This window comes from Microbacterium capsulatum (assembly GCF_030865425.1).
Classification (GTDB): Bacteria; Actinomycetota; Actinomycetes; order Actinomycetales; family Microbacteriaceae; genus Microbacterium; species Microbacterium capsulatum.
The window spans coordinates 115780-134666 of record NZ_JAVFCB010000009.1 but is presented as its reverse complement, the minus strand read 5'-3'; the positions used below and the strand labels follow the sequence as shown (position 1 = coordinate 134666).

General features: G+C 73.2%; 18 protein-coding genes. 15 read left to right on the top strand and 3 right to left on the bottom strand.

Features of this window, described 5'->3' with window-relative positions; all coding sequences use genetic code 11:
• The first annotated feature begins 27 nt into the window (after positions 1 to 27).
• Positions 28 to 720 (top strand): hypothetical protein, encoded by a 693-nt coding sequence (locus tag RBR11_RS15235; protein WP_308490225.1) that lies wholly within the window; start codon positions 28 to 30, stop codon positions 718 to 720.
• Positions 717 to 1166: a hypothetical protein gene (locus tag RBR11_RS15230; protein WP_308490224.1), complete on the top strand. Its 450-nt coding sequence runs from the start codon at positions 717 to 719 to the stop codon at positions 1164 to 1166. Before RBR11_RS15235 ends, RBR11_RS15230 begins: the two co-directional genes overlap by 4 nt.
• A 6-nt stretch (positions 1167 to 1172) precedes the next feature.
• Here the strand turns inward: RBR11_RS15230 and RBR11_RS15225 are convergent, their stop codons facing one another.
• The 3 genes from RBR11_RS15225 to eccD are packed head-to-tail and all read right to left on the bottom strand — an operon-like array spanning position 1173 to position 5104.
• Positions 1173 to 2456 (bottom strand): S8 family serine peptidase, encoded by a 1284-nt coding sequence (locus RBR11_RS15225; protein ID WP_308490223.1) that lies wholly within the window; start codon positions 2454 to 2456, stop codon positions 1173 to 1175.
• Positions 2453 to 3769 (bottom strand): type VII secretion protein EccB, encoded by a 1317-nt coding sequence (gene eccB, locus RBR11_RS15220; RefSeq protein ID WP_308490222.1) that lies wholly within the window; start codon positions 3767 to 3769, stop codon positions 2453 to 2455. The genes RBR11_RS15225 and eccB overlap by 4 nt, the downstream gene beginning before the upstream one ends.
• Before the next feature lie 3 nt (positions 3770 to 3772).
• Positions 3773 to 5104, bottom strand: coding sequence for a type VII secretion integral membrane protein EccD (gene eccD, locus RBR11_RS15215; protein WP_308490221.1), 1332 nt, complete (start codon positions 5102 to 5104; stop codon positions 3773 to 3775).
• 244 nt (positions 5105 to 5348) lie between these two features.
• Here eccD and RBR11_RS15210 point away from each other — a divergent pair, with 244 nt between their 5' ends.
• From RBR11_RS15210 to eccCa, 13 genes are all read left to right on the top strand, one after another.
• Positions 5349 to 5666, top strand: a complete 318-nt coding sequence (locus RBR11_RS15210; RefSeq protein ID WP_308490220.1) for a WXG100 family type VII secretion target — start codon at positions 5349 to 5351, stop codon at positions 5664 to 5666.
• A 30-nt stretch (positions 5667 to 5696) separates the two neighbouring features.
• Complete coding sequence (locus RBR11_RS15205) at positions 5697 to 5987, top strand: WXG100 family type VII secretion target (protein ID WP_308490219.1); 291 nt, start codon at positions 5697 to 5699, stop codon at positions 5985 to 5987.
• Between the two features lie 137 nt (positions 5988 to 6124).
• Positions 6125 to 6481 (top strand): hypothetical protein, encoded by a 357-nt coding sequence (locus RBR11_RS15200; protein ID WP_308490218.1) that lies wholly within the window; start codon positions 6125 to 6127, stop codon positions 6479 to 6481.
• On the top strand, positions 6481 to 7884 hold the full coding sequence (locus RBR11_RS15195; RefSeq protein WP_308490217.1) for a S8 family peptidase: 1404 nt from the start codon (positions 6481 to 6483) through the stop codon (positions 7882 to 7884). The genes RBR11_RS15200 and RBR11_RS15195 overlap by 1 nt, the downstream gene beginning before the upstream one ends.
• On the top strand, positions 7881 to 9125 hold the full coding sequence (locus RBR11_RS15190) for a hypothetical protein (RefSeq protein WP_308490216.1): 1245 nt from the start codon (positions 7881 to 7883) through the stop codon (positions 9123 to 9125). The genes RBR11_RS15195 and RBR11_RS15190 overlap by 4 nt, the downstream gene beginning before the upstream one ends.
• A 124-nt stretch (positions 9126 to 9249) precedes the next feature.
• A complete protein-coding gene (locus tag RBR11_RS15185) occupies positions 9250 to 9651 on the top strand; it encodes a YbaB/EbfC family nucleoid-associated protein (RefSeq protein ID WP_308490215.1) in 402 nt (133 codons plus the stop codon).
• A complete protein-coding gene (locus tag RBR11_RS15180) occupies positions 9651 to 9980 on the top strand; it encodes a hypothetical protein (protein ID WP_308490214.1) in 330 nt (109 codons plus the stop codon). The genes RBR11_RS15185 and RBR11_RS15180 overlap by 1 nt, the downstream gene beginning before the upstream one ends.
• On the top strand, positions 9977 to 11290 hold the full coding sequence (locus RBR11_RS15175; RefSeq protein ID WP_308490213.1) for a hypothetical protein: 1314 nt from the start codon (positions 9977 to 9979) through the stop codon (positions 11288 to 11290). Before RBR11_RS15180 ends, RBR11_RS15175 begins: the two co-directional genes overlap by 4 nt.
• A 50-nt stretch (positions 11291 to 11340) precedes the next feature.
• The gene (locus tag RBR11_RS15170) at positions 11341 to 11550 is read left to right on the top strand and encodes a hypothetical protein (RefSeq protein WP_308490212.1); all 210 of its coding nucleotides are present in this window, start codon (positions 11341 to 11343) and stop codon (positions 11548 to 11550) included.
• Between the two features lie 112 nt (positions 11551 to 11662).
• Positions 11663 to 11971, top strand: a complete 309-nt coding sequence (locus RBR11_RS15165; protein ID WP_308490211.1) for a hypothetical protein — start codon at positions 11663 to 11665, stop codon at positions 11969 to 11971.
• A 145-nt stretch (positions 11972 to 12116) separates the two neighbouring features.
• Positions 12117 to 13544, top strand: a complete 1428-nt coding sequence (locus RBR11_RS15160; protein WP_308490210.1) for a hypothetical protein — start codon at positions 12117 to 12119, stop codon at positions 13542 to 13544.
• Positions 13541 to 14935: an RDD family protein gene (locus RBR11_RS15155; protein ID WP_308490209.1), complete on the top strand. Its 1395-nt coding sequence runs from the start codon at positions 13541 to 13543 to the stop codon at positions 14933 to 14935. Before RBR11_RS15160 ends, RBR11_RS15155 begins: the two co-directional genes overlap by 4 nt.
• Positions 14932 to 18885, top strand: a complete 3954-nt coding sequence (gene eccCa / locus RBR11_RS15150) for a type VII secretion protein EccCa (RefSeq protein ID WP_308490208.1) — start codon at positions 14932 to 14934, stop codon at positions 18883 to 18885. Before RBR11_RS15155 ends, eccCa begins: the two co-directional genes overlap by 4 nt.
• The last annotated feature ends 2 nt before the right edge of the window (positions 18886 to 18887 follow it).

Sequence of the window (18887 nt, the reverse complement as noted above, 5' to 3'; positions counted from 1 at the left end):
CGCTGCGCGACGACCGGAGAGTAGACAATGAATCCCGCAGAGAAGGTCATCGAGCTCCTCGACAAGATCCGGGCGAAGATCGACGAGATCACCCGGCTCGTGAACGCCGTGCTCGACCACATCCCGTTCTTCCTGAAGTGGGTCGTCGACAAGCTCCACGAGGCCTGGGACAGGATGATCGCCAAGCTCGGCGAGTTCTGGGACTGGTTCACCGACAAGCTCAGCTACGTGGGCAACCCCGGGCTGCTGAACAGCGCCTCGGAGACGTGGCGGAGCGCGGCCGGCAAGGTCTCCAAGATCAACGACACGATCACCGCCTCGCAGCTGTCGGTGGACGACCGCTGGAAGGGCCGGGCCGCGTCGCAGTACGAGCAGTCGCTCGAGCCGCAGCGGCGCGCCAACACGTCGATCCTCGCGGACTACGCGGAGAACGTGGCCAGCGCGCTGAGCGGTCTGGCCGGGGCGATCGTCGCGTTCTGGGCCGCGGTCGTCGTCGCGATCCTGACCCTGCTGGGAGCCCTCGCCGGCGCGGCCATCGCGACCGGCACGATCATCGGGCTCCCCGCCGTGCCGGTGCTGGTGACGCTCGGCATCGTGGCCTTCCTGGCCGCCGCGGGCTTCGGCGTCTACACGCTGACCACCGCCGCAGGGTCGTCCAAGTCGACGCTCGCCTCGACGAGCGCCGGCATCTCCACCTGGCCGAAGATCGCCACGCAATGACCGGGAACGGATCCGCGATGCCGCCGTCGGACAGCCAGGGGCCCGCCCGCGCGCGGCGCCCCGGGGCGCTCGGCGGGATCCTGCTCGTCTTCGCCGTGGTCAACGCCGCGATCTCGGCACTCTGCTTCGGCGGGTCGGGCTCGGACGGCGCGCTGGTCGGCGGCGGTCTCGTCGCGGCGCTGCTCGCGGTGCTCACGCTCCTGCTCGCCGTGCTCGCGTTCCAGCTCGCCCGGAAGGGCCCGAATCGGCGGGCGCTGACCGGGCCGGCCCGGCTGTTCACGATCCTCGTGCTCGCCCTCGGCGTCCTCGGCGGAGGGATCGCCATCGTGCTCAGCCTGATCGCGGGAAGCACGTTCGGCCTCGCCGCCGGCGGCGTGCTCGTGCCGATCGCGCTGCTCGTCGGGGCTCTCGGATCGCTGGTGCGCGGGACGGCTGCAGCCGCGTAGACCGGCTCAGAACAGGTCGGGCTTCTCCTGGCCGAACAGGCCGCCGGGGCGGGGCGGGGTGGCGGCGGACGCCTCTGCCCGTTCCGACCGGCGGCGGCGCAGCAGCAGGAGCGTCGTCAACAGGCCGAGCAGGGCCGCCGCGACCACGGCGGCGAGGATCGCCGTCTCCTGGGTGCGCACGAACGGCGAGGCCGAGGGATCGGATCCGGCCTGCGCGCCCTGCGGACGCATCGCGCTCCTCCCCGCGTCGGAGAACGGGCCGGCCGGCCCGCGCGTGCTGGCGTCCGGCAGGAGCGTGTTCGCGGCCGCCGGCTGCACGAAGCCCCAGCCGTCGCGGTCGTCCCGACGGTCGGCGTCGGCGCGCAGCGCGGTCGCGGTGAGCCGGTACGCCCAGCCGGTGACCGGCTCGGACGGGTGCGCCTGGGCCACGAGCGCCGCCGCGCCGCTCACATACGCCGTCGCGAAGCTCGCCGAGGGGACCGCGTCGAACTGGCAGTCGCCGGCCCCGGTGGCGGTGCTCAGCACGTTCGCCCCCGGCGCGGTGAGGGCGACCTGCGGTCCGTGGATCGAGTCGTCGGTGCTCCGGCCGTCGTCCGCGGCCGCGGAGACGCCCAGCGCGCCGGGGTACCCGGCGGGGTAGCGCACGCCGTTCGGCGCGTCCGGAGCTGCGGCGCGATTGCCGGCGCTCGCCACGACGAGGCTGTGCTGCGCGGCGGCGTAGGCGACCGCGGCGCGGAGCTCGGGCGCGTCCTGCTGCGTGCTCAGCGAGACGTTGATCACGCGGGCGCCGTGGTCGGCGGCCCAGCGGATGCCGTCCGCGATCCGGGCGGGAGTGGGGCCGAAGCCCTTCTTCGCGTCATCGTCGGTGTCGCTGCGGAACACCCGCACCGACAGCAGCGATGCATCCGGTGCGAGACCGACCACCCCGGATCCGGCGACGGGACGTGCGGCGATCTCGCCCGCGATCACGGTGCCGTGGCCCAGCGGGTCGCTGAGCCCGTCGGGGCGCTCGCCGTCGCCGACGAGGTTGACGCCGCCGGCCACCGCACCGGCGAGGTGCAGGTTGCCCGCGTCGATCCCGGAGTCGACCACCGCGACGGTCACGCCGCGCCCGGTCGCGCGCTTGTTCGCCTCCGCCGCGCCCAGCGACACCAGCGCCGGCGGGGTGCTCGGCGTGAGCACGACCTGGCCGGGCCGGCAGGCCTCGCCCGCCGCGGACGCCGCCGGCGCGGCCAGCAGCCCCGCCGCCACGAGCGCCGCGACGCCGAGGATCCCGGTCGTGCGTCTCATCCGCCGCTCGCGGCCGAGGGGGTGCGCCCGGCGGCCGCACTGGAGAGGGCGGGGCCGGCGGGGAAGAACTGGATCCAGGCGTCCGGGGCGCGACCGACGTCGCCGGCCGCATAGCCGAGGCGCTGGACGGCGTCCGTGCCGCCCGGGACCGCATAGGCGGTGCCGGATCCGTCGATCAGCATGTGCAGGGCCGCGGAGCCCTCGCCGATCCGCACCAGCGCGCCGGTGCCGACCCGCACGGACGGGGTCCTCCGGTCGTCCGGCAGCGGCGCCGTGCTCGCGGCGAGGACCGTCTCGGCGTCCTTGTCGAGCAGCGCGCACGGCGCGGCGTCGGCGGCGAGCGGGGTCAGCGGGTTCGCGGGCCAGTCGGATCCGCCGGCGGCGGCGCCGGTCGGCAGCGCGGCGAGCTGTGCGGGCGGCAGGTCCTTCACCGTCCCGCCGGCCGCACCGCTGCCCAGCAGGTACAGCTGGTACGCGAGCGGGGTGAGCGGGGCCGCCTTGCCATCGGCGGTGAGGACGTAGCGCTCCTCGGCCGGGCGGCCCTGCACGTGCACGACATCGCCGCTGGCCAGGTCGCTGTTCGGGATGCGCGTGCCGGTGCGGCTCAGCACGAGCGGGGCGAAGTCGCTGCCGGGCGAGAACAGGTTCAGCCATCGGCCGTCCACGGACCGGATGCGGGCCGTGCCGAGGCCGACCGCGCGCAGCACCGCATCGGCGGAGGCCTTCGGGACCGCGTGCCGCACTCCGCCCGAGATCACGAACAGGTCGTCGCCGCGGCGGACGACCGCTCCCGCATCGGCGGTCGCGGCCTGCACGGATCCGCCGCCGATCGACACGGCGACGCCGGCGGATCCGTCCACGCAGGCGGTCCAGCCGGCGTTGGCCAGGGATCCCGGAGCGGGCAGGTCGTCGGGTGCGCCGACGATGCCGATCGCGGGGCCGACGGGGATCTTCGCGAGCGTCGCCCGATCCGTCTTGATCACCGAGAACTTCCCGGCGGGGATGAGCAGGCGGGCGCTCGCGGTGTTGATGACCGGGTGCAGCTGCCCCTTGATCGACACGTAGCGCGCCCCGGTGTCGGTCGCGACGATGAGCCGGTTGTCCTGCCAGCCCTGCGGCAGGCCGGGGCGGAGCAGGCCGTAGAACAGGCCGCCGAGCAGCAGCATGGCCGTGAGCGCGACACCCGCGGTCACCGCGCGCAGCGGTTTCGCCGGCTCCAGCTCCTTGCCGCCCGGGGCGCCCGAGGTGAACGCCGAGAGCAGCCGTCGCCGGCTGAAGCCCTGCGCCTCGATGAGGTCCTTCTTCGTCGCCATCGTCTACAGCAGCCCGGCCGTGACGACGCCGAGCGGCAGCACCAGCGCCATCGCGACGACCTCGATCGTGTCCGCGGCCCGGGCGAGACGCAGCCGGGCCTTCGGGCGCATGAGCGTGAGCCCGATGAGGATGATCGTCGCGGCGAGCAGCACCACGAGCAGACTCTGGCGGAGGTCCGGCTGGGCGAGCGCGACCGTGAGGCCGGTCGCGGCGAGACCGAGCGCGCCGATGAGCATGAGCACGAGAACGCCGCGCCGCGCGTGCACCTGCCGCGACTGGAACATCATCCCCACGAACGCGAGAAGGCACAGGCCGGCGCCGGCGAGGCCCTGCGCGGCCACGAGCGGGGTGGCGACGAGTGCGGCGATCCCGAGCGCGGCGCGCAGCGAGATGAGCGCGCGGGTGCCGGCGGCGGCACGGCGCTTGACCTCGTCGCCGTCGATCGGATCCGGGACGCTGAAGATGTCGGCGTCGCTCTGCGGGGAGATCACCCTGATCCGGGTCGAGGTGAGCACGAGCCAGGGCAGACCGTTCGCGAGGGTCGCGGTGATCGCGAGCATGAGGGCGTACGGGGCGACGACGGATCCGACGAGCGCGCTCGCCGTCGCGGTGATCCCGATGGCGCCGCCGAGCGCGATCGGGATGAGGTGGATCTCGGGCTTGTCGTTCGTGACGGCGAGCCCGGCGCCCCCGACGACGAGCATGCCGAGACCGGCGGCCGCGAGCGGCCAGCCCCACAGCGTCGCCTGCGGCACGGCGAGGTACCCGCACAGGCCGCCGAACGCGGCGGCGGCGAGCCCGAGCGCGTGCCCGGCCTCGGCCTGGTCGAGGCGGATCAGCACGGCCGCGGCCGCGGCGAGCACGAGGGCGCCGCCGCCGGCGATCGCGGCCGACAGCACGCCGGCGCCGCTCGCGACGAGCAGCAGCGCGCACAGCGCGAGGAAGGTGAGGCTGATGAACAGGGCGGTGCGGGCGCCGTCCTTCGGCGTCCACACGCCGTGCTGCTCGCCGGTCGCGTCGATCACGGCCTCGACGACGTCGTCGTAGACGCGCGGCGCGGGCACGAGACCGCCTCGGACGAGGGTCAGCAGCTCGCCGTCGTGCACGCCCTGCGCGAGCGCGCCGCGGGCGGGATCCAGCGCGGTGCCGTCCGCGCGATGCAGCGCGTAGCCGCCGTGCGCGAGGGTGGGATCCAGCACGCCGAGGCTGCGCGCGAAGCCCGGGATGATCTCGACCAGGGGCACCTGCGCGGGCACGCCGGCGTCGAGCCGCCGGTCGTCGCTGACGATCGACAGCCTGAGCACGGCACCTGCCGCGGTGCTGCTCTGCTCCATAGGACGCAGTCCCCCCACCCGTTCCTCGGATGCCCCGCCGTCGAGGCGGCCGGGCATCACCGCGTTTCACTCTACCCGGGGGGTCCACCAGGGTACGGGGGACGGCGATGGGGAGTCCTCCCCATTGGTGCCCTCCGGAGGCCTCGTCTAACCTGCTGAGCGGGGGACGGCCGCCGGAAGGTTCCGGCAGCGCCGGTCGGCGAGACCGATCACGAGTCCACCGCTAACCGGAGGAGTGTGAGTTATGGCTGAGGTCATCTCTGCAGAGGAAGGCGCCCTCAAGAAGGGCGCACAGGCGGTCAACACCGCCAAGGCCGGCATCGACCAGCAGGTCAAGAAGGTGCGCGGCGAGATCGAGCAGGTCCGGGGCTTCTGGACCGGCGGCGCCGCGGACTCGTTCACGGGTCTGATGAATCGCTGGGATCAGAACACCCGCCAGCTCAACGAGGTGCTGGTCACGCTCGAAGAGGCGCTCTCCGGCACGGAGCGCGACCAGGCCGCCACCGAGGAGCAGCACCGCTCCACCATCTCGGGTCTCGGCTCGATGATGTCGGGCGCGTGAGCGCCGAGACCGGAAGACGTTAAGGAGAACATGATGCAGTCGATGTCGGTGCGTCCGGAGCAGGTCACCGCTCTTTCCAACGAGATCCGCACGGGTGCCAACGGCATCCGCTCGGAGCTCGACCGTCTCGAGTCCGAGGTGGGCAAGCTCCGCGCCGCCTGGAACGGCGAGGCGCAGACCGCGTACGACCAGGCCCAGGCCAAGTGGAACAAGTCCCTGACCGAGCTGCAGCAGCTGCTCGAGCAGATCGCCACGAAGACCGAGCAGATGTCGCAGGAGTACGTGTCGCGGGACAAGTCGTCCGCGAACCGCTTCGCGTGAGCGACGGATGATGTCCGCGGATGCGGTCCGGCGACGGATCCGCATCCGCGGCGTTTCCGGTGTTCGAGCCCCGCGCACATGGCGCGGGGACGGGCAGCGGTGATGAGCAATCATCGACGGAGGGAAAGAGGGGGGCCATGAACGGACCGATCGCCACGGACATGGACGGGATCTTCTATCTGCTGAAGAAGGTCACGCAGGAGATCACGGAGGCTCCGAACGCCTGGCAGGCGAAGCACGCGGAGGGCGGCAACGCCGAGACCACCGCGGCGCTGCGCGACGAGATCGCCCTCGCCGCGGCCGCGATGAGCGACGCGACGAAGAGCATCGTCACCTCGGTCAACACGATGCACGACGAGATCCGTGCCGCCGTGACGAAGCTCATGGAGACCGACGCCGCGATGGCCGACGAGGGCAAGCTCCTGCTGTCGATCCTGGACACGACCGAGAAGCAGGCGCCGGCCGGCACCGCTTCGACGCACACGGACTACTGATGCGGCACGCTCGTCTGCTCCGCATCGCCGGCGCCGCCGTCGCGCTCGCCGCGGCGGGCGGGGTCCTCGCGGCCCCGGCGTACGCCGACGACCTCTCCTCGGGATCCTGGTACTACGTCCGCGGGCACGTTCAGGAGGCCCACGACGCCGGATACAGCGGCAAGGGCGTGACCGTCGCGGTCATCGACACGCAGATCAACCCGTCGGTGCCGACGCTGCGCGACGCGAACCTCGACGTCTCCCAGACGTCGTTCTGCTACGGCGCCGACGGCACGCCGATGATGCCCACGACGACCGACCTCGCGGCCGGATCCCACGGCACGAACGTGGCGTCGCTGATCGCGGGCACCGGCAAGGCTGATCCGGGGCAGCTGCCCATCCGCGGCGTCGCGCCGGGCGCCCGGGTGCTCTTCTTCGCCGATGCCGCGATCGCGAACGCGAAGAACGAGACCACGTGCCTCGACAAGCAGGGCAAGGACAACGCGGGCGCCCTCGGAGCGGCGATCGACGCGGCGCTCGACGCGCATGCCGACATCATCTCGATCTCGCAGAGCGCGAGCATCTCCCGAGACCTGATCGACGCGGTGGCGCGTGCCGAGGCGCGTGGCGTCCCCGTGATGGCGGCCCTGGAGAACGATCAGCTGACCGTGACCTGGACCGGGTTCCCTGCCTCGGCGAACGGCGCCGTCGCCGTGCAGGCCTTCGACGCCGCGGGGAAGATCCAGACGAGCGGGGTGACCGCCGACTCGCAGCATGCGAACCTCACGGACGACGTGAAGGTCGCCGCGCCCGGTGTCGGCATCCTGTTGCAGGGCGCGAACGGATCCTGGGACCAGCAGAGGCTCGGTAACGGGACATCGTTCGCCACGCCGATCGTCGCGGGCTTCCTCGCGGTGCTGAAGAGCAAGTACCCGAAGGCGACGGGCAACCAGCTGCTGCAGAGCATGATCCGCAACACCGGCAACAGCCACCACGAGCCGCAGTGGGGCAACGACTTCGGCTATGGGTCGATCTCGCTGACCGCGATGCTCGCCGACGACCCGCTCGCGTATCCGGACGTGAACCCGTTCCTGGACACGAAGGATCCGAACGCCGTTCCGAGCGCCGCCGACGTGCGCGCGGCCGGAACCGGCACCGCACCCGCGCCGACCACCGCGCGGACAGGGCAGAGCGCCGCGGGAAAGGCAACGGGCGGCGGCGCGGCGTGGCTGCCCTGGGTGATCGGGGGCGGGGCGCTGCTCGTGCTGCTGGTCGTCGGCGGGGTCGTGCTGACGCGGCGGACCGCCCGAGGCCGCGACGGAGCCGCGCCGATCGGGGCGGACGGCACGACACGCGAGCAGCTGCAGACGGCGGGCGTCGCGCACGGATCCGCTCCGCACACGGACGAAGGGGCAACACGATGACCGAGGGATACGTCTGCTACGCCAAGGCGGAGGACGAGCTCAACGCGATCCGGCGGATCGACGACTGGCACATCACCAACGCGGCCGCGCTGCTGAGCGCGCTGCACTCCCTGGACGGTGCGCTGCAGGCGCTCGTCGACTCGAAGTCGTCGTGGCAGGGTGCGGCCGGCGACGCCGCGCGCACCCGCGTCGCGCAGATGCGCTCCGACTTCGCGTCGATCGCGGGCCACGTGGACACGATCGTGAAGGCGATCGACTCGGCGAACTCCGCGCGGCGGAACGTGCTGAACGGCACGGAGCTGCCCAGCGCCCAGGTCGACCCGTTCTGGGCGAATGCGGTGAAGACCGCGTCGGTCATCGTGCACCCCGTGCTCGGCGAGCTCGCCGCCGACACTGCGCTCTCGGTGATCTCGAACTTCCTCGGCGACCAGCGCGAGGCGGATGCGCGCAAGGCCGTCGACGCGGTCCGCACGGCGATGGTCGAGCCCACCCAGCAGATCGCGGCAGCGCGCCAGCAGATGGCCTACGAATCCCCCACCATCCTGGGCGGTTCCGGGTCCGGTGGGCCGGACGGGACCGGTGTCTCCGGTAGCGGCGGGCCCGGGGGCTACCCCGGCGCCCCCGGGTACCCGGGCTACCCCGGGGGCTCTGGCGGCGTCGGCTCGCACCGCGCGCCGATCTGGACCGAAGCCCCGCTTGTGCCCGGCTACCCCGGGCACCCCGGCGACCCGGGCTATCCGGGTGGCGGACACCCCGGCGGCGGATACCCCGGCGGCCGGGTGACGGTCGACGATCCGAACCTGCGCGGCCATGTACCGGGCAGCGGTGGCGACGGCGGATCGGCGGGATCCGGTCACGGCCACGGCGGCGGTCTGCTGCCGGGCGGCCTGGGCGGAGGCGCTCTCGGCGGCGGCGCGGCGGCGGCGCTCGCCTTCGCCGCTCGCGGGAAGCTGACCGGTGTGGGCGGGGCGGGCGCGAGCCTGTCCGGCGTGCAGCCGGGCGGGCTCCTCGGCTCGGGCGGTGCGGGCGGATCCGGTGTGGTCACCACGCCGGGCCAGGCCGGTGCGACCGGCATGGGGTCCCGCGGCGGCATGGTCGGCGGTCAGGGCCAGGGCGGCTCCGAGGAGGAGAAGCGCCGGCGCGCGTCGGCCGGCCCGACGGCGCCGCACCTGGAGGACGACGAGGCGCCGATCCCGATGTCCCAGAGCGCGCGGGCCGGATCCCGCGACGAACGCGCCTGACCGTGGGAAACATGCACGGGGCGGGCTTCTCCCCGGGGCGCATCGATGGGCAGTGCTCCCCATCGACGCTCCGGGCGGGGTTCCGTACCGTGGATCGGGTGAGCGTGGACGGGAAGCGGATGCGATGAGCGGGTTCTTCGGCGGGGCGACGCCGGGCGAGGTGCGTGAGCGCCTCGCCCGGGAGCTGGAGCAGGCGCAGCAGCGTGCGGCGGCGGCGGCAGGTGTGCGGGCGGACATCGAGGCCGTGCGGGAGCGGCTGTCCTCGCCGCGGCGCGAGCTGACGGTCGTGGTGGACGCCTCCGGGCGCCTGCTCGATGTGGGCCTCACCGAGGCGGCGCTGCAGCTCGGCCCGGCTGCTCTCGGCCGGCTGCTCGTGGAGACCGCGAACAAGGCGCAGCAGGCGGCAGGGGAGCGCGCGGCGCGGATCGCCGCGGAGGCGTTCGGCGAGGACGACCCGGCGGTCGCGCACCTGCGCTCGGAGATCGAGGAGCGCGCGCCGAAGGCCGACGGGATCGAGTACCGCTGATGAGCGGCTCGATCGCGCTGGACTTCGACCTGGGCCGGCAGCACGCCGCCCGGGTCGGACGCGTCGCGTCGGATGTGCGCATGGCTCAGGATGCCGCGTCGTCTCTGGATCTCGCCGGCGGGGCGTTCGGGGTGATGTGCTCCTTCCTGGTGCCGCCCGCAGTGCTCGTGTCGCAGGTCGCGGTCGGGACGATCTCGTCGGTGTCCGCGATGCTCGGTCGGGCCGAGACCGAGTTCCTCGGCGTGGTTGCCGACTTCGAGGCGATGGAGGAGGACTTCTCCTCCCGGTACGCGCAGTTGCACGGCGAGGTCGACGGGGTGCGGCGATGACGCCGCCGAACCCGCTCGTCACGGGTCCGGTGAACACGTCCACGCCGTTCCAGGGCGCGTTCCTGCTGGAGGACGGCGAGGCGCTGGTGCAGGCGATCCGTTCCGGCGACTGGGTGGCCGGCGGTTTCGCGGCGTTCTCCGCGGCGATGGACACGGTCGCGGCGGTGTCGGATCCGCTCGGCTCGCTGATCGCGGCCGGGCTCGGCTGGCTCATGGAGCACCTCGAACCGTTGAAGGGCTGGCTGAACGATCTGACCGGTGATTCGGGGCAGGTCGCGGGCTTCGCGCAGACGTGGACGAACGTGGGCGGTCAGCTGCGGGCCTCGGCGGCCGACCTGGCGTCCGTGCTCGGGGATCTCGACGCGGCCGACGGCGCTGCGGTGCAGGCGTATCTGCGGTTCCAGAAGGACGTGGTCGACCACCTGCACGGTGCGGCGTCGTGGGCGGACGGCATGGCCGCGGGCATGCAGATGGCGTCGACGATCGTGCAGGTCGTGCACGACCTGGTGCGGGACGCGCTCGCTCAGCTGGTCGGTTCGCTGATCTCCTACGCTGCCGAGCTGGTGTTCACCCTCGGCCTCGCCACTCCGCTCGTGATCGAGCAGGCGTCGACGCGGGTGGCGTCGCTGGTCGGGAAGTTCTCGAAGAAGATCCCGGATCTAGTCGACGCGATCCGGCGGCTCGCGGGTCTGCTCGAGAAGCTCAAGGCCCTGTTCAAGAAGTTCGGCGACGTCGCCGACAACGCTTTGAAGGGCGGCGGACGGCACGGGGCTCCGGGCGAGCGCGGTGGTGTCCTCGGAAAGGGCGGCCCGCCAGAGGTCCCTCTCACCGACGCGCATAAGGCCGACATCGTCGCGACCGCGAAAGGATCGCGACCAGATCCATCGACCTATCTGCCTTCGGATTACATCGACGCTCATCTGGCCGAGTTCGACTCAGGCGCCACACGTTTCATGACGGATGCGAACTTCACCAAGTACGGCATCGGGCAGCGCGACGGCACGGCGTTCGTGATGCCGAAGAGCGAAGTGGACGCCCTCATGACGTCGACGGGAGCGGATCCGCGCCTCATGGAGAAGGCGCTCGGGCTCCCCGACGGTTTCCTGGACGGCGACGTTGTCCGTGTCGACGTCCGTGATCCTGCCGGGAACGGGCTGCGCATGCCGTCCGGGAACGAAGCGGGCGCGAACGACGAATGGATCCCGGGAGGTCTACTGCCGACCGGTCTGCGGGAGGGCGTGATCGATGTGGGGCATTTGGGGCCCGGTGGATACGATGTGAACCCGATGGGGTCAGGAGGGAAGCCGTGAAAGTCCACGATGAGTTCTTCTCGCGCGAGGATCGGTACTCTCTCGGCCGGGTGGACGGCACCGATCAGCTGTATCTGTCGATCCCCGTGAGCAACGGGCTCGTCGATTACGAGGAGTTCTACGAGCTCTCGCGCATCGAGTACGACCGCCTTCTCGGCTCCCCCCAGGAAGCGGCGCGCTTCGCCGAGCAGTGCCGCCGGCATGAACAGGACGACCGGCTGATTCAGAAACCGGGATGGAACCGCGGGACGCCGGTGTGACACAGGATCCCGCCGTTCCCCACGGTGCGGGAGGAGCGGCGGGGGTGTGCAGTACTTCTCCCGAAGGGGATCCAGTGGTACATCCGCAACGGCTATCTAGGATGATCTCGGCATGAATTACGACGAACTGTGCCAGCGTCTTCTGTCGTTGCCGGGCGCGACCTCGGAATGGGTGTCGTACACGCTCTCCATGGCCGATGGTGCGCCCTCCGTGCCGACGAGCTACGTGCTCGTCCGGGGCTGGGAGGGGGCGTTCACCGTCTTCCGCGGCGATGAGCGCGGCGGTCTGGCCCAGGCGACGTCGGAGGACGGCGAGTCGCCCCTGGATTTCGCCACCGAGGCTCAGGCCTGCGAATGGATCTGGAACGAGACCCTGTGGTGGCGCGACTTCGAGGCGCGCCGTGCGAGCCGTGGCCAGTGACCCCTCGCCCGGCTCGCTTCTTCACACGTGGGTCTCGTGGCCGCATGGACGGTTTCCCGTGCGGGGGTGATCCGGTGAGGTATCGTCCGGAGGGGGTGATTCGCGCGCTCATTCGAGCCGCGAGTGGATCAGGAGATGTGGTGCAGTGGTGTCCGGAGGGGTGATCGAGCGTCGGCGGATCGCGCTGGCGGGCGAGCGGGCGAGAGTGGATCTCGCGCTGCCCTTCGACGAGACCCTCGCTGACGTGCTCCGCACGAGCGGGCTCGGCGAGATCTCCGTCCCCGGGGGACGTCTCGCCGTGCTGGATCCGCTCGGCTACGAGGTCGACGCGGCGACCCTCGGCGAGGAGCTCGTCGAGGGCGGGCTGTACACGGTCGTCGACCTGCCCGCGCGGACCGCGGAGCCCGAGCAGCGGCGTCGTGGCGGTCACGGGCCCGACCGCGTCGACCACGGCTCGCGCTGGCTGCTGCTCGTCGTCTGCGCCGTGCTGCTGCTCGCGGCGGTCACCGGCACGACCCTGCTCGACACCTGGATCCGCTTCGCCACCGCCCTGCTCGCCGCGGCCGGAGCCGCCGTCACCGCCGTGGTCTGGACCCGGACGGAGCGCGCGGCCGGTGCGCTCGCGCTGCGCGGCGTGTTCGCACCCGCCGCACTGTCATTCGCGGCCGGTGCGCTGCTGATCCCGGCGTCCCTCGGTGGGACGGCCCTGCCCGGCGCGGTGCAGCTGTCGACGGCCGCCGGCCTGCTCGCCGCCGCGATCACGACCGCGCTCATCGCGCTGCTCACCGCCCGCCGGATCCGCGCGGCCGCCGGCACGATCGCGATCCTGCTCGTCGCGTTCGGTGCCGTCTGGGGCTTCGCCCTGCTCGTGCACTGGGGGGCGCCCGCATCGGCGGCGATCTGCCTCGGCCTCGTGCCGCTGCTGCTGCGCGGCCTGCCCAGCGCCCTGGTGAACCTGCCGGAGGGATCCTTCATCGACTACGAGCACTTCATGAGCAGCCGGTGGACCGTGCGCGGCACGATCCCGGAGCCGGTGACCGAGGTGCGTCCGGAGAGCGTGCGCCGGGTGGTGGACGAGTCGTCGGCCCGGCTCACCGCCGGCACCGTGCTGCTCGCGGCCGCGGCGGCCGTGTTTGCGCCGATCGCCCTGCTCGGGGAGTGGGGCGAGGATCCGTTCGTCGTCTCCGGCGGCATCGCGCTCACGGCGTGCGTCGTGCTGGCGCTGCTGCTCATCCCGCGGCACACGAGCGCGCGAGTGCTGCGCTGGTCGCCTCGCGCGGCCGCGGTCGTCGTGCTCCTCGTCGCGGTCGCCGCGTTCGCGACCGGACCGGCGGGGCGCGGCCTGTTCGGCGGAGCGCTCCCGTCGAGCGTCGTCCTGCCCCTCGCCGCCGTCCTGTTCGTCGCCGCCGTGGTCGCGGTCGCGCTGACCCGCCCGGTCTCGCGGGGCGCGGGCTCCCTCGCCTGGTCCCGGGTCGGCGATGTCGTGGAGGCCCTCGCCGTGGCGCTCGCCCTGCCGGCGGCGCTGCTGCACGCCGATGTGCTCACCCTGTTGCGTGGATTGGTGGCGACGTGAGCGGCAACGGCGCATATCCGGGTGCTCCGGGCGGCTCCGCGGGCGCTCCCCAGCCCCGCTCGATCATCGACCCCGGCACCCCCGCCGTGTCCCGCCGGCGGAGGCGCGAGGAGCAGGTCGCCGATCCTGGTGCGCCCGCCTCGGCCGCTCGGCCGCTGGCCCCGGCCGGGGTGGCCGTGGCTCGTCCGCCCGCGCCCGGCTCCTCCGGCCCGGCCTCGGGAGGCCCGGCCTCGGGAGGCCCGGCCTCGGGACCGGATCCGCTCGGCCGGGCCTTCGCGGGCCGCCCCGCCTCGACGGGTGCGCGCCTGGTCGCCTTCACGATCGACGTCGTGCTCGTCGCGCTCGTCGCGGGCGGCGTCTTCGCCGGCACGCGCAGCCCGACCCTCGCCGCCGTCGTCGCGCTGCAGCTCGCGATCGGGTTCGGCGTCGCGCTCGCCCGCACCGGTGCCACCCCGGGCAACCTGCTGCTGCGGTTGCGCGCCTCCCGCGACGACGCCCCGTTCTCCCCCGGCACCGGCCGCGCGTTCGTGCGTGCGCTGGTCACCGGTGCCGGTTTCGTCGTCGGGATCGGATCCTGGATCGTCGTCGCCTCGAGCGCCTGGGATGCGGGCGGTCGCCGCCGGTCCTGGGCCGATCGCGCCGCCGGCACCGTCGTCGTGGCGGCGCCCCGCCGGGGCACGGTCGCCGCCCCGGTCGCACCGGCGGCCACGGTCGCGCCGCCGCTCGTCTTCAGCACCTCCGCTCGCCCCGCCGTGGACGAGGACGAGGGCCCCGCGGTGGTCTCGTTCGCACCGGGCGGACTCGCCGCCCCGCGCCCGACGGCTCCCGCCGCAGCGGCTGCTCCGGTCGCGCCCGCCGCGCCGCCGGCGTTCGTCCCGACCCCGCCCGCCCCGGTCGCTCCGCCGGCCGCGGCCGCGCCGCCGGCACCTGCCCCGATCCCCCAGCCGGCAGCCCCGGCTCCCGCCGCCGTTCCCGCAGCCCCTTCCCCCGCGACCCTCACGCCCCGCCCCGCCGACCCGGCCCGCGGTGCGATGCTGCTCATCTTCGACACCGGGCAGCGCATCCGGATCGACCTGCCCGCGGTGGTCAACCTCGGCCGCCGCCCCGCGCCGTCGGATCCCGGCGACCTGCTCGTGGTCGTCGACGACCCGGACAGCACCGTGTCCAAGACCCACCTGCGCCTCGAGCACTCCCGCGGGCGCACCTGGGCCACCGACCTCGGATCCACGAACGGGTCCGGCATCCTCGCCGACGACGGGCGCCGCACGGAGCTCGCCCCGGGCGCGCGCACGCTGCTCGACGACGGCGACCGGGTGCGCGTCGGCGACCGCATGTTCACGGTCAGCCAGCTGATGCCCAGCGCACACGACGAGAGAGGCGGGAACGCATGACGGGTCCGCGACTGGCACCTCCGCGGGTCCCCTCCGGCACCCTCACCGTGCAGGCCCCGCCCGAGCTGCAGCCGAGCGACGGCGGATCGAACCTGCTCACCTCGATGCTGCCCATGCTCGGCAGCGTCGGCGCCGTCGTCATGGTCGGCATGACCAACCAGGGCCCCGGCGGCTTCCTCATCGGCGGCATGGTGCTGGTGTCCTCGCTCGGCTTCGTGCTCGTCAACGGCTGGCGGCAGCGGTCGCAGAAGCAGGCCGCGACCCTCGCCGCCCGTCGCGAGTACCTCGCCTACCTCACCGAGCTGCGCGCCTCGATCCGCGTCGCCGCGCACCAGCAGCGCCGTGCCGCGAACTGGCAGCTGCCCGCGCCGTCCGCGCTGCCGTACGTCGCCGAGGAGCGCACCCGGATCGGTGAGCGCTCGCCCGCCGATGCCGACTTCCTCTCCGTGCGCGTGGGTCTCAGCGACCAGCCGCTGTGCATCACCCTCGAGGCGCCGGAGCTGCCGCCGCTCGCGCAGCTGGATCCGGTCGCCGCCTCCGCCGCACACCGGTTCATGCTCGCGCACTCCACGCAGTCGCAGCTGCCGCTCGGGGTGTCCCTGCGCGACTACGCGCGGGTCGAGATCACCGGGGACGAGGACGAGGCGCGCAGCCTCGCGCGGGCCATGCTGCTGCACGTCGCGACGATGCACGACCCCGAGGACGTCCAGATCGTGATCGCCGCCGACGAGGCCGCGCTGCCGCAGTGGGAGTGGGCGAAGTGGATGCCGCACACCCACTCCCGCACCGGCCGCGACGCCCTGGGCGCGGCGCGGATGATCGGATCCCGGATGGCGGATCTCGAGGAGCTGCTGCCCTCCGACCTGGGCGAGCGCGCCCGCTTCACGCGCAGCGCCGGCCCGGCCGAGCTGCCGCACATCGTCGTGCTCACCGACGGCGTGCAGGCATCCACGCTCGTCGACGGCGTCGCCGGGATCACGGTGATCGACCTGCCGTCGCGGTGGGGCGATCTGTACGACGAGAGCACGTTGCGCGTCGCGCTCTCCGCCGCGGCGCAGGGCTCCGCCGAGCTGGTCAGCCGGCAGATGGTGGCGCAGCCGTTCCAGGTCGACGGGATCACGATCGTCGAGGCGGAGGCCACCGCGCGACGGCTCATCTCCGCGAACCCGACGGCGCTGTCGCCCACGGCGGAGGGGGCGGTCAGCCGCGGTCAGGCCGAGCTCGTCGAGATGCTCGGGCTGCCCGACGTGCGCGACATCGACTTCGACACGGCGTGGGCGCCGCGGCTGGAGCGCGACCGGCTGCGCGTGCCGATCGGCCAGGACGAGGACGGCAGACCGCTCATCCTCGACATCAAGGAGTCCGCGCAGCTCGGCATGGGCCCGCACGGCCTCATCATCGGCGCGACCGGATCCGGCAAGTCCGAGGTGCTGCGCACGCTGGTGCTCGCGCTCACGCTGACCCACTCGCCCGAGCAGCTGAACTTCGTGCTCGTCGACTTCAAGGGCGGCGCGACCTTCGCCGGCATGGCCGGGATGCCGCACGTGTCCGCGATCATCACCAACCTGGGCAGCGAGCTCTCCCTCGTGGATCGCTTCCAGGACGCCCTGCAGGGCGAGATCGTGCGCCGGCAGGAGCTGCTGCGCGCCGCCGGCAACTTCGCCAACGTCTCCGACTACGAGAAGGCCCGCCGGGGCGGCCGCACGGATCTCGCACCGCTTCCCGCGCTGCTCATCGTCGCCGACGAGTTCAGCGAGCTGCTCGCCGCCAAGCCCGAGTTCGTGGAGAGCTTCGTGAACATCGGCCGCGTCGGCCGATCCGTGCAGGTGCACTTGCTGCTCGCCTCGCAGCGCCTCGAGGAGGGCAAGCTCCGCGGGCTCGACACGTACCTGTCGTACCGGATCGGCCTGCGCACGTTCTCGGCGTCGGAGTCGCGCGCGGTGCTCGGCGTACCGGACGCCTACCACCTGCCGCCCGAGCCGGGCGTCGGCTTCCTGAAGAGCGACACCGAGACGATGACGCAGTTCCGCGCCGCGTACGTCTCGGGCACCCCGCCGCGCCGCCGCCGTGCGATCGGATCCGCGCGCAAGGGCGGCCAGGACGCCGCCGTCGAGCTGTTCACCGCCGCCCCGGTGCGGATCCGCGAGCAGCCGGTCGACGCACCCGTCGAGCAGCTGCCGGCCGAGCCGGAGGAGAAGCGGAACACGTTCGAGCTCGCCGTCGAGCGGATGAGCGGGCGGGGCCCCGAGGCGCACCGCGTGTGGCTGCCGCCGCTCGAGGTGCCGCCGACGCTCGGCGCCCTGTTCGGCGATCTCGTGGAGGATCCGCAGCTCGGGCTCGTCTCGCCGCGCTGGCGTGCGGTCGGCGGGCTCACCGTGCCGATCGGCGTCGTGGACGTGCCGCTCGAGCAGCGCCGCGAGGACCTCGTCATCTCGCTCGGCGGTGCGGCCGGGCACATGGCGATCGTGGGCGCCCCGCTGAGCGGCAAGAGCACGCTCGCGCGCACCACCGTCGCCGCGCTCGCGCTCACGCACACCCCGCGCGAGGTGCAGTTCTTCGTGATCGACTTCGGCGGCGGCAGCTTCGCCGGCATGCAGGGCTTCGCGCATCTGAGCGGCCTCGCCACCCGATCCGAGCCCGACGTCGTGCGCCGCACGGTGAGCGAGATCACCGCGCTGCTGAACACCCGCGAGGTGTATTTCCGCCAGAACGGCATCGACTCGATCGACACGTACCGCCGGCGTCGCGCCGAGGGATCCGTCGACGACGGCTACGGCGACATCTTCCTCGTCGTGGACGGCTGGGGCACGCTGCGCAGCGAGTTCGAGAGCCTCGAGGGGCAGATCCAGGCGATCGCCGTTCGCGGCCTCACCTACGGCGTGCACGTGATCCTCACCGCGGCGCGCTGGATGGAGATCCGCGCGAACGTGAAGGACCTCATCGGCACGCGGATCGAGCTGCGCCTCGGCGACGCCAGCGACTCCGAGATCGACCGCAAGGCGGCCGCGAACGTCACCTCGCTCGCCGGTCGCGGCCTGAACCCGCGCGGCCTGCAGATGCTCACCGCGCTGCCCCGCGTCGACGGCGTCGAGGACGCGTCGACCCTCGCCGACGGCGTGGACGATCTGCTCCGCCGGGTCGCCGCGGCCTGGCGCGGACCGTCCGGCCCCAAGCTGCGCCTGCTGCCGGATCGGATCGGTCACGACGAGCTGCGCGCGCTCGCCGCGCGCAACGCGGGCGGCACCGAGCCGCGGGAGATCCTGCTCGGCATCGACGAGGCGAACCTCGCGCCGTTCTCGATCGACCCGGTCGCCGAGCCGCTGCTGTACCTGTACGGCGACGCCGACTCGGGCAAGTCGTCGATGCTGCGCGGCGTCGTGCACGAGATCACGCGGCTGTACGGCCCGAACGAGGCGAAGATCTTCGTCGTCGACTACCGGCGTGCCCTGCTCGGCGAGATCCCGCAGGACTACCTCGGCGCGTACCTCACCTCGCACGAGCTGGCCGAGGGCGGCATGGGCGAGCTGGCCGCGTTCTTCCAGAGCCGGATCCCCGGGCCCGACGTCACACCCGAGCAGCTGCGCACCCGATCCTGGTGGACGGGCGCGGAGGGCTTCGTGCTCGTCGACGACTACGACCTCGTCGCGACCTCACAGGGCAACCCGATCGCCGTGCTCGCGCCGCTGCTCGCGCAGGCGGCCGACCTCGGCCTGCACGTGATCCTGACCCGGCGCACCGGCGGTGCCAGCCGCGCGGCGTACGACCCGATCATCCAGCGGATGACCGACCTCGGCGCGACCGGCATCCTGCTCAGCGGCAACCCGGAGGAGGGGCAGCTGATCGGCAAGGTCCGTCCGATCCCCGCGATCCCGGGCCGCGCGCAGATCGTGAGCCGCGACCGCGGCGTGGTCGCGGCGCAGTTGCTCTGGGTGCCCCCGCGGTACAGCTAGGA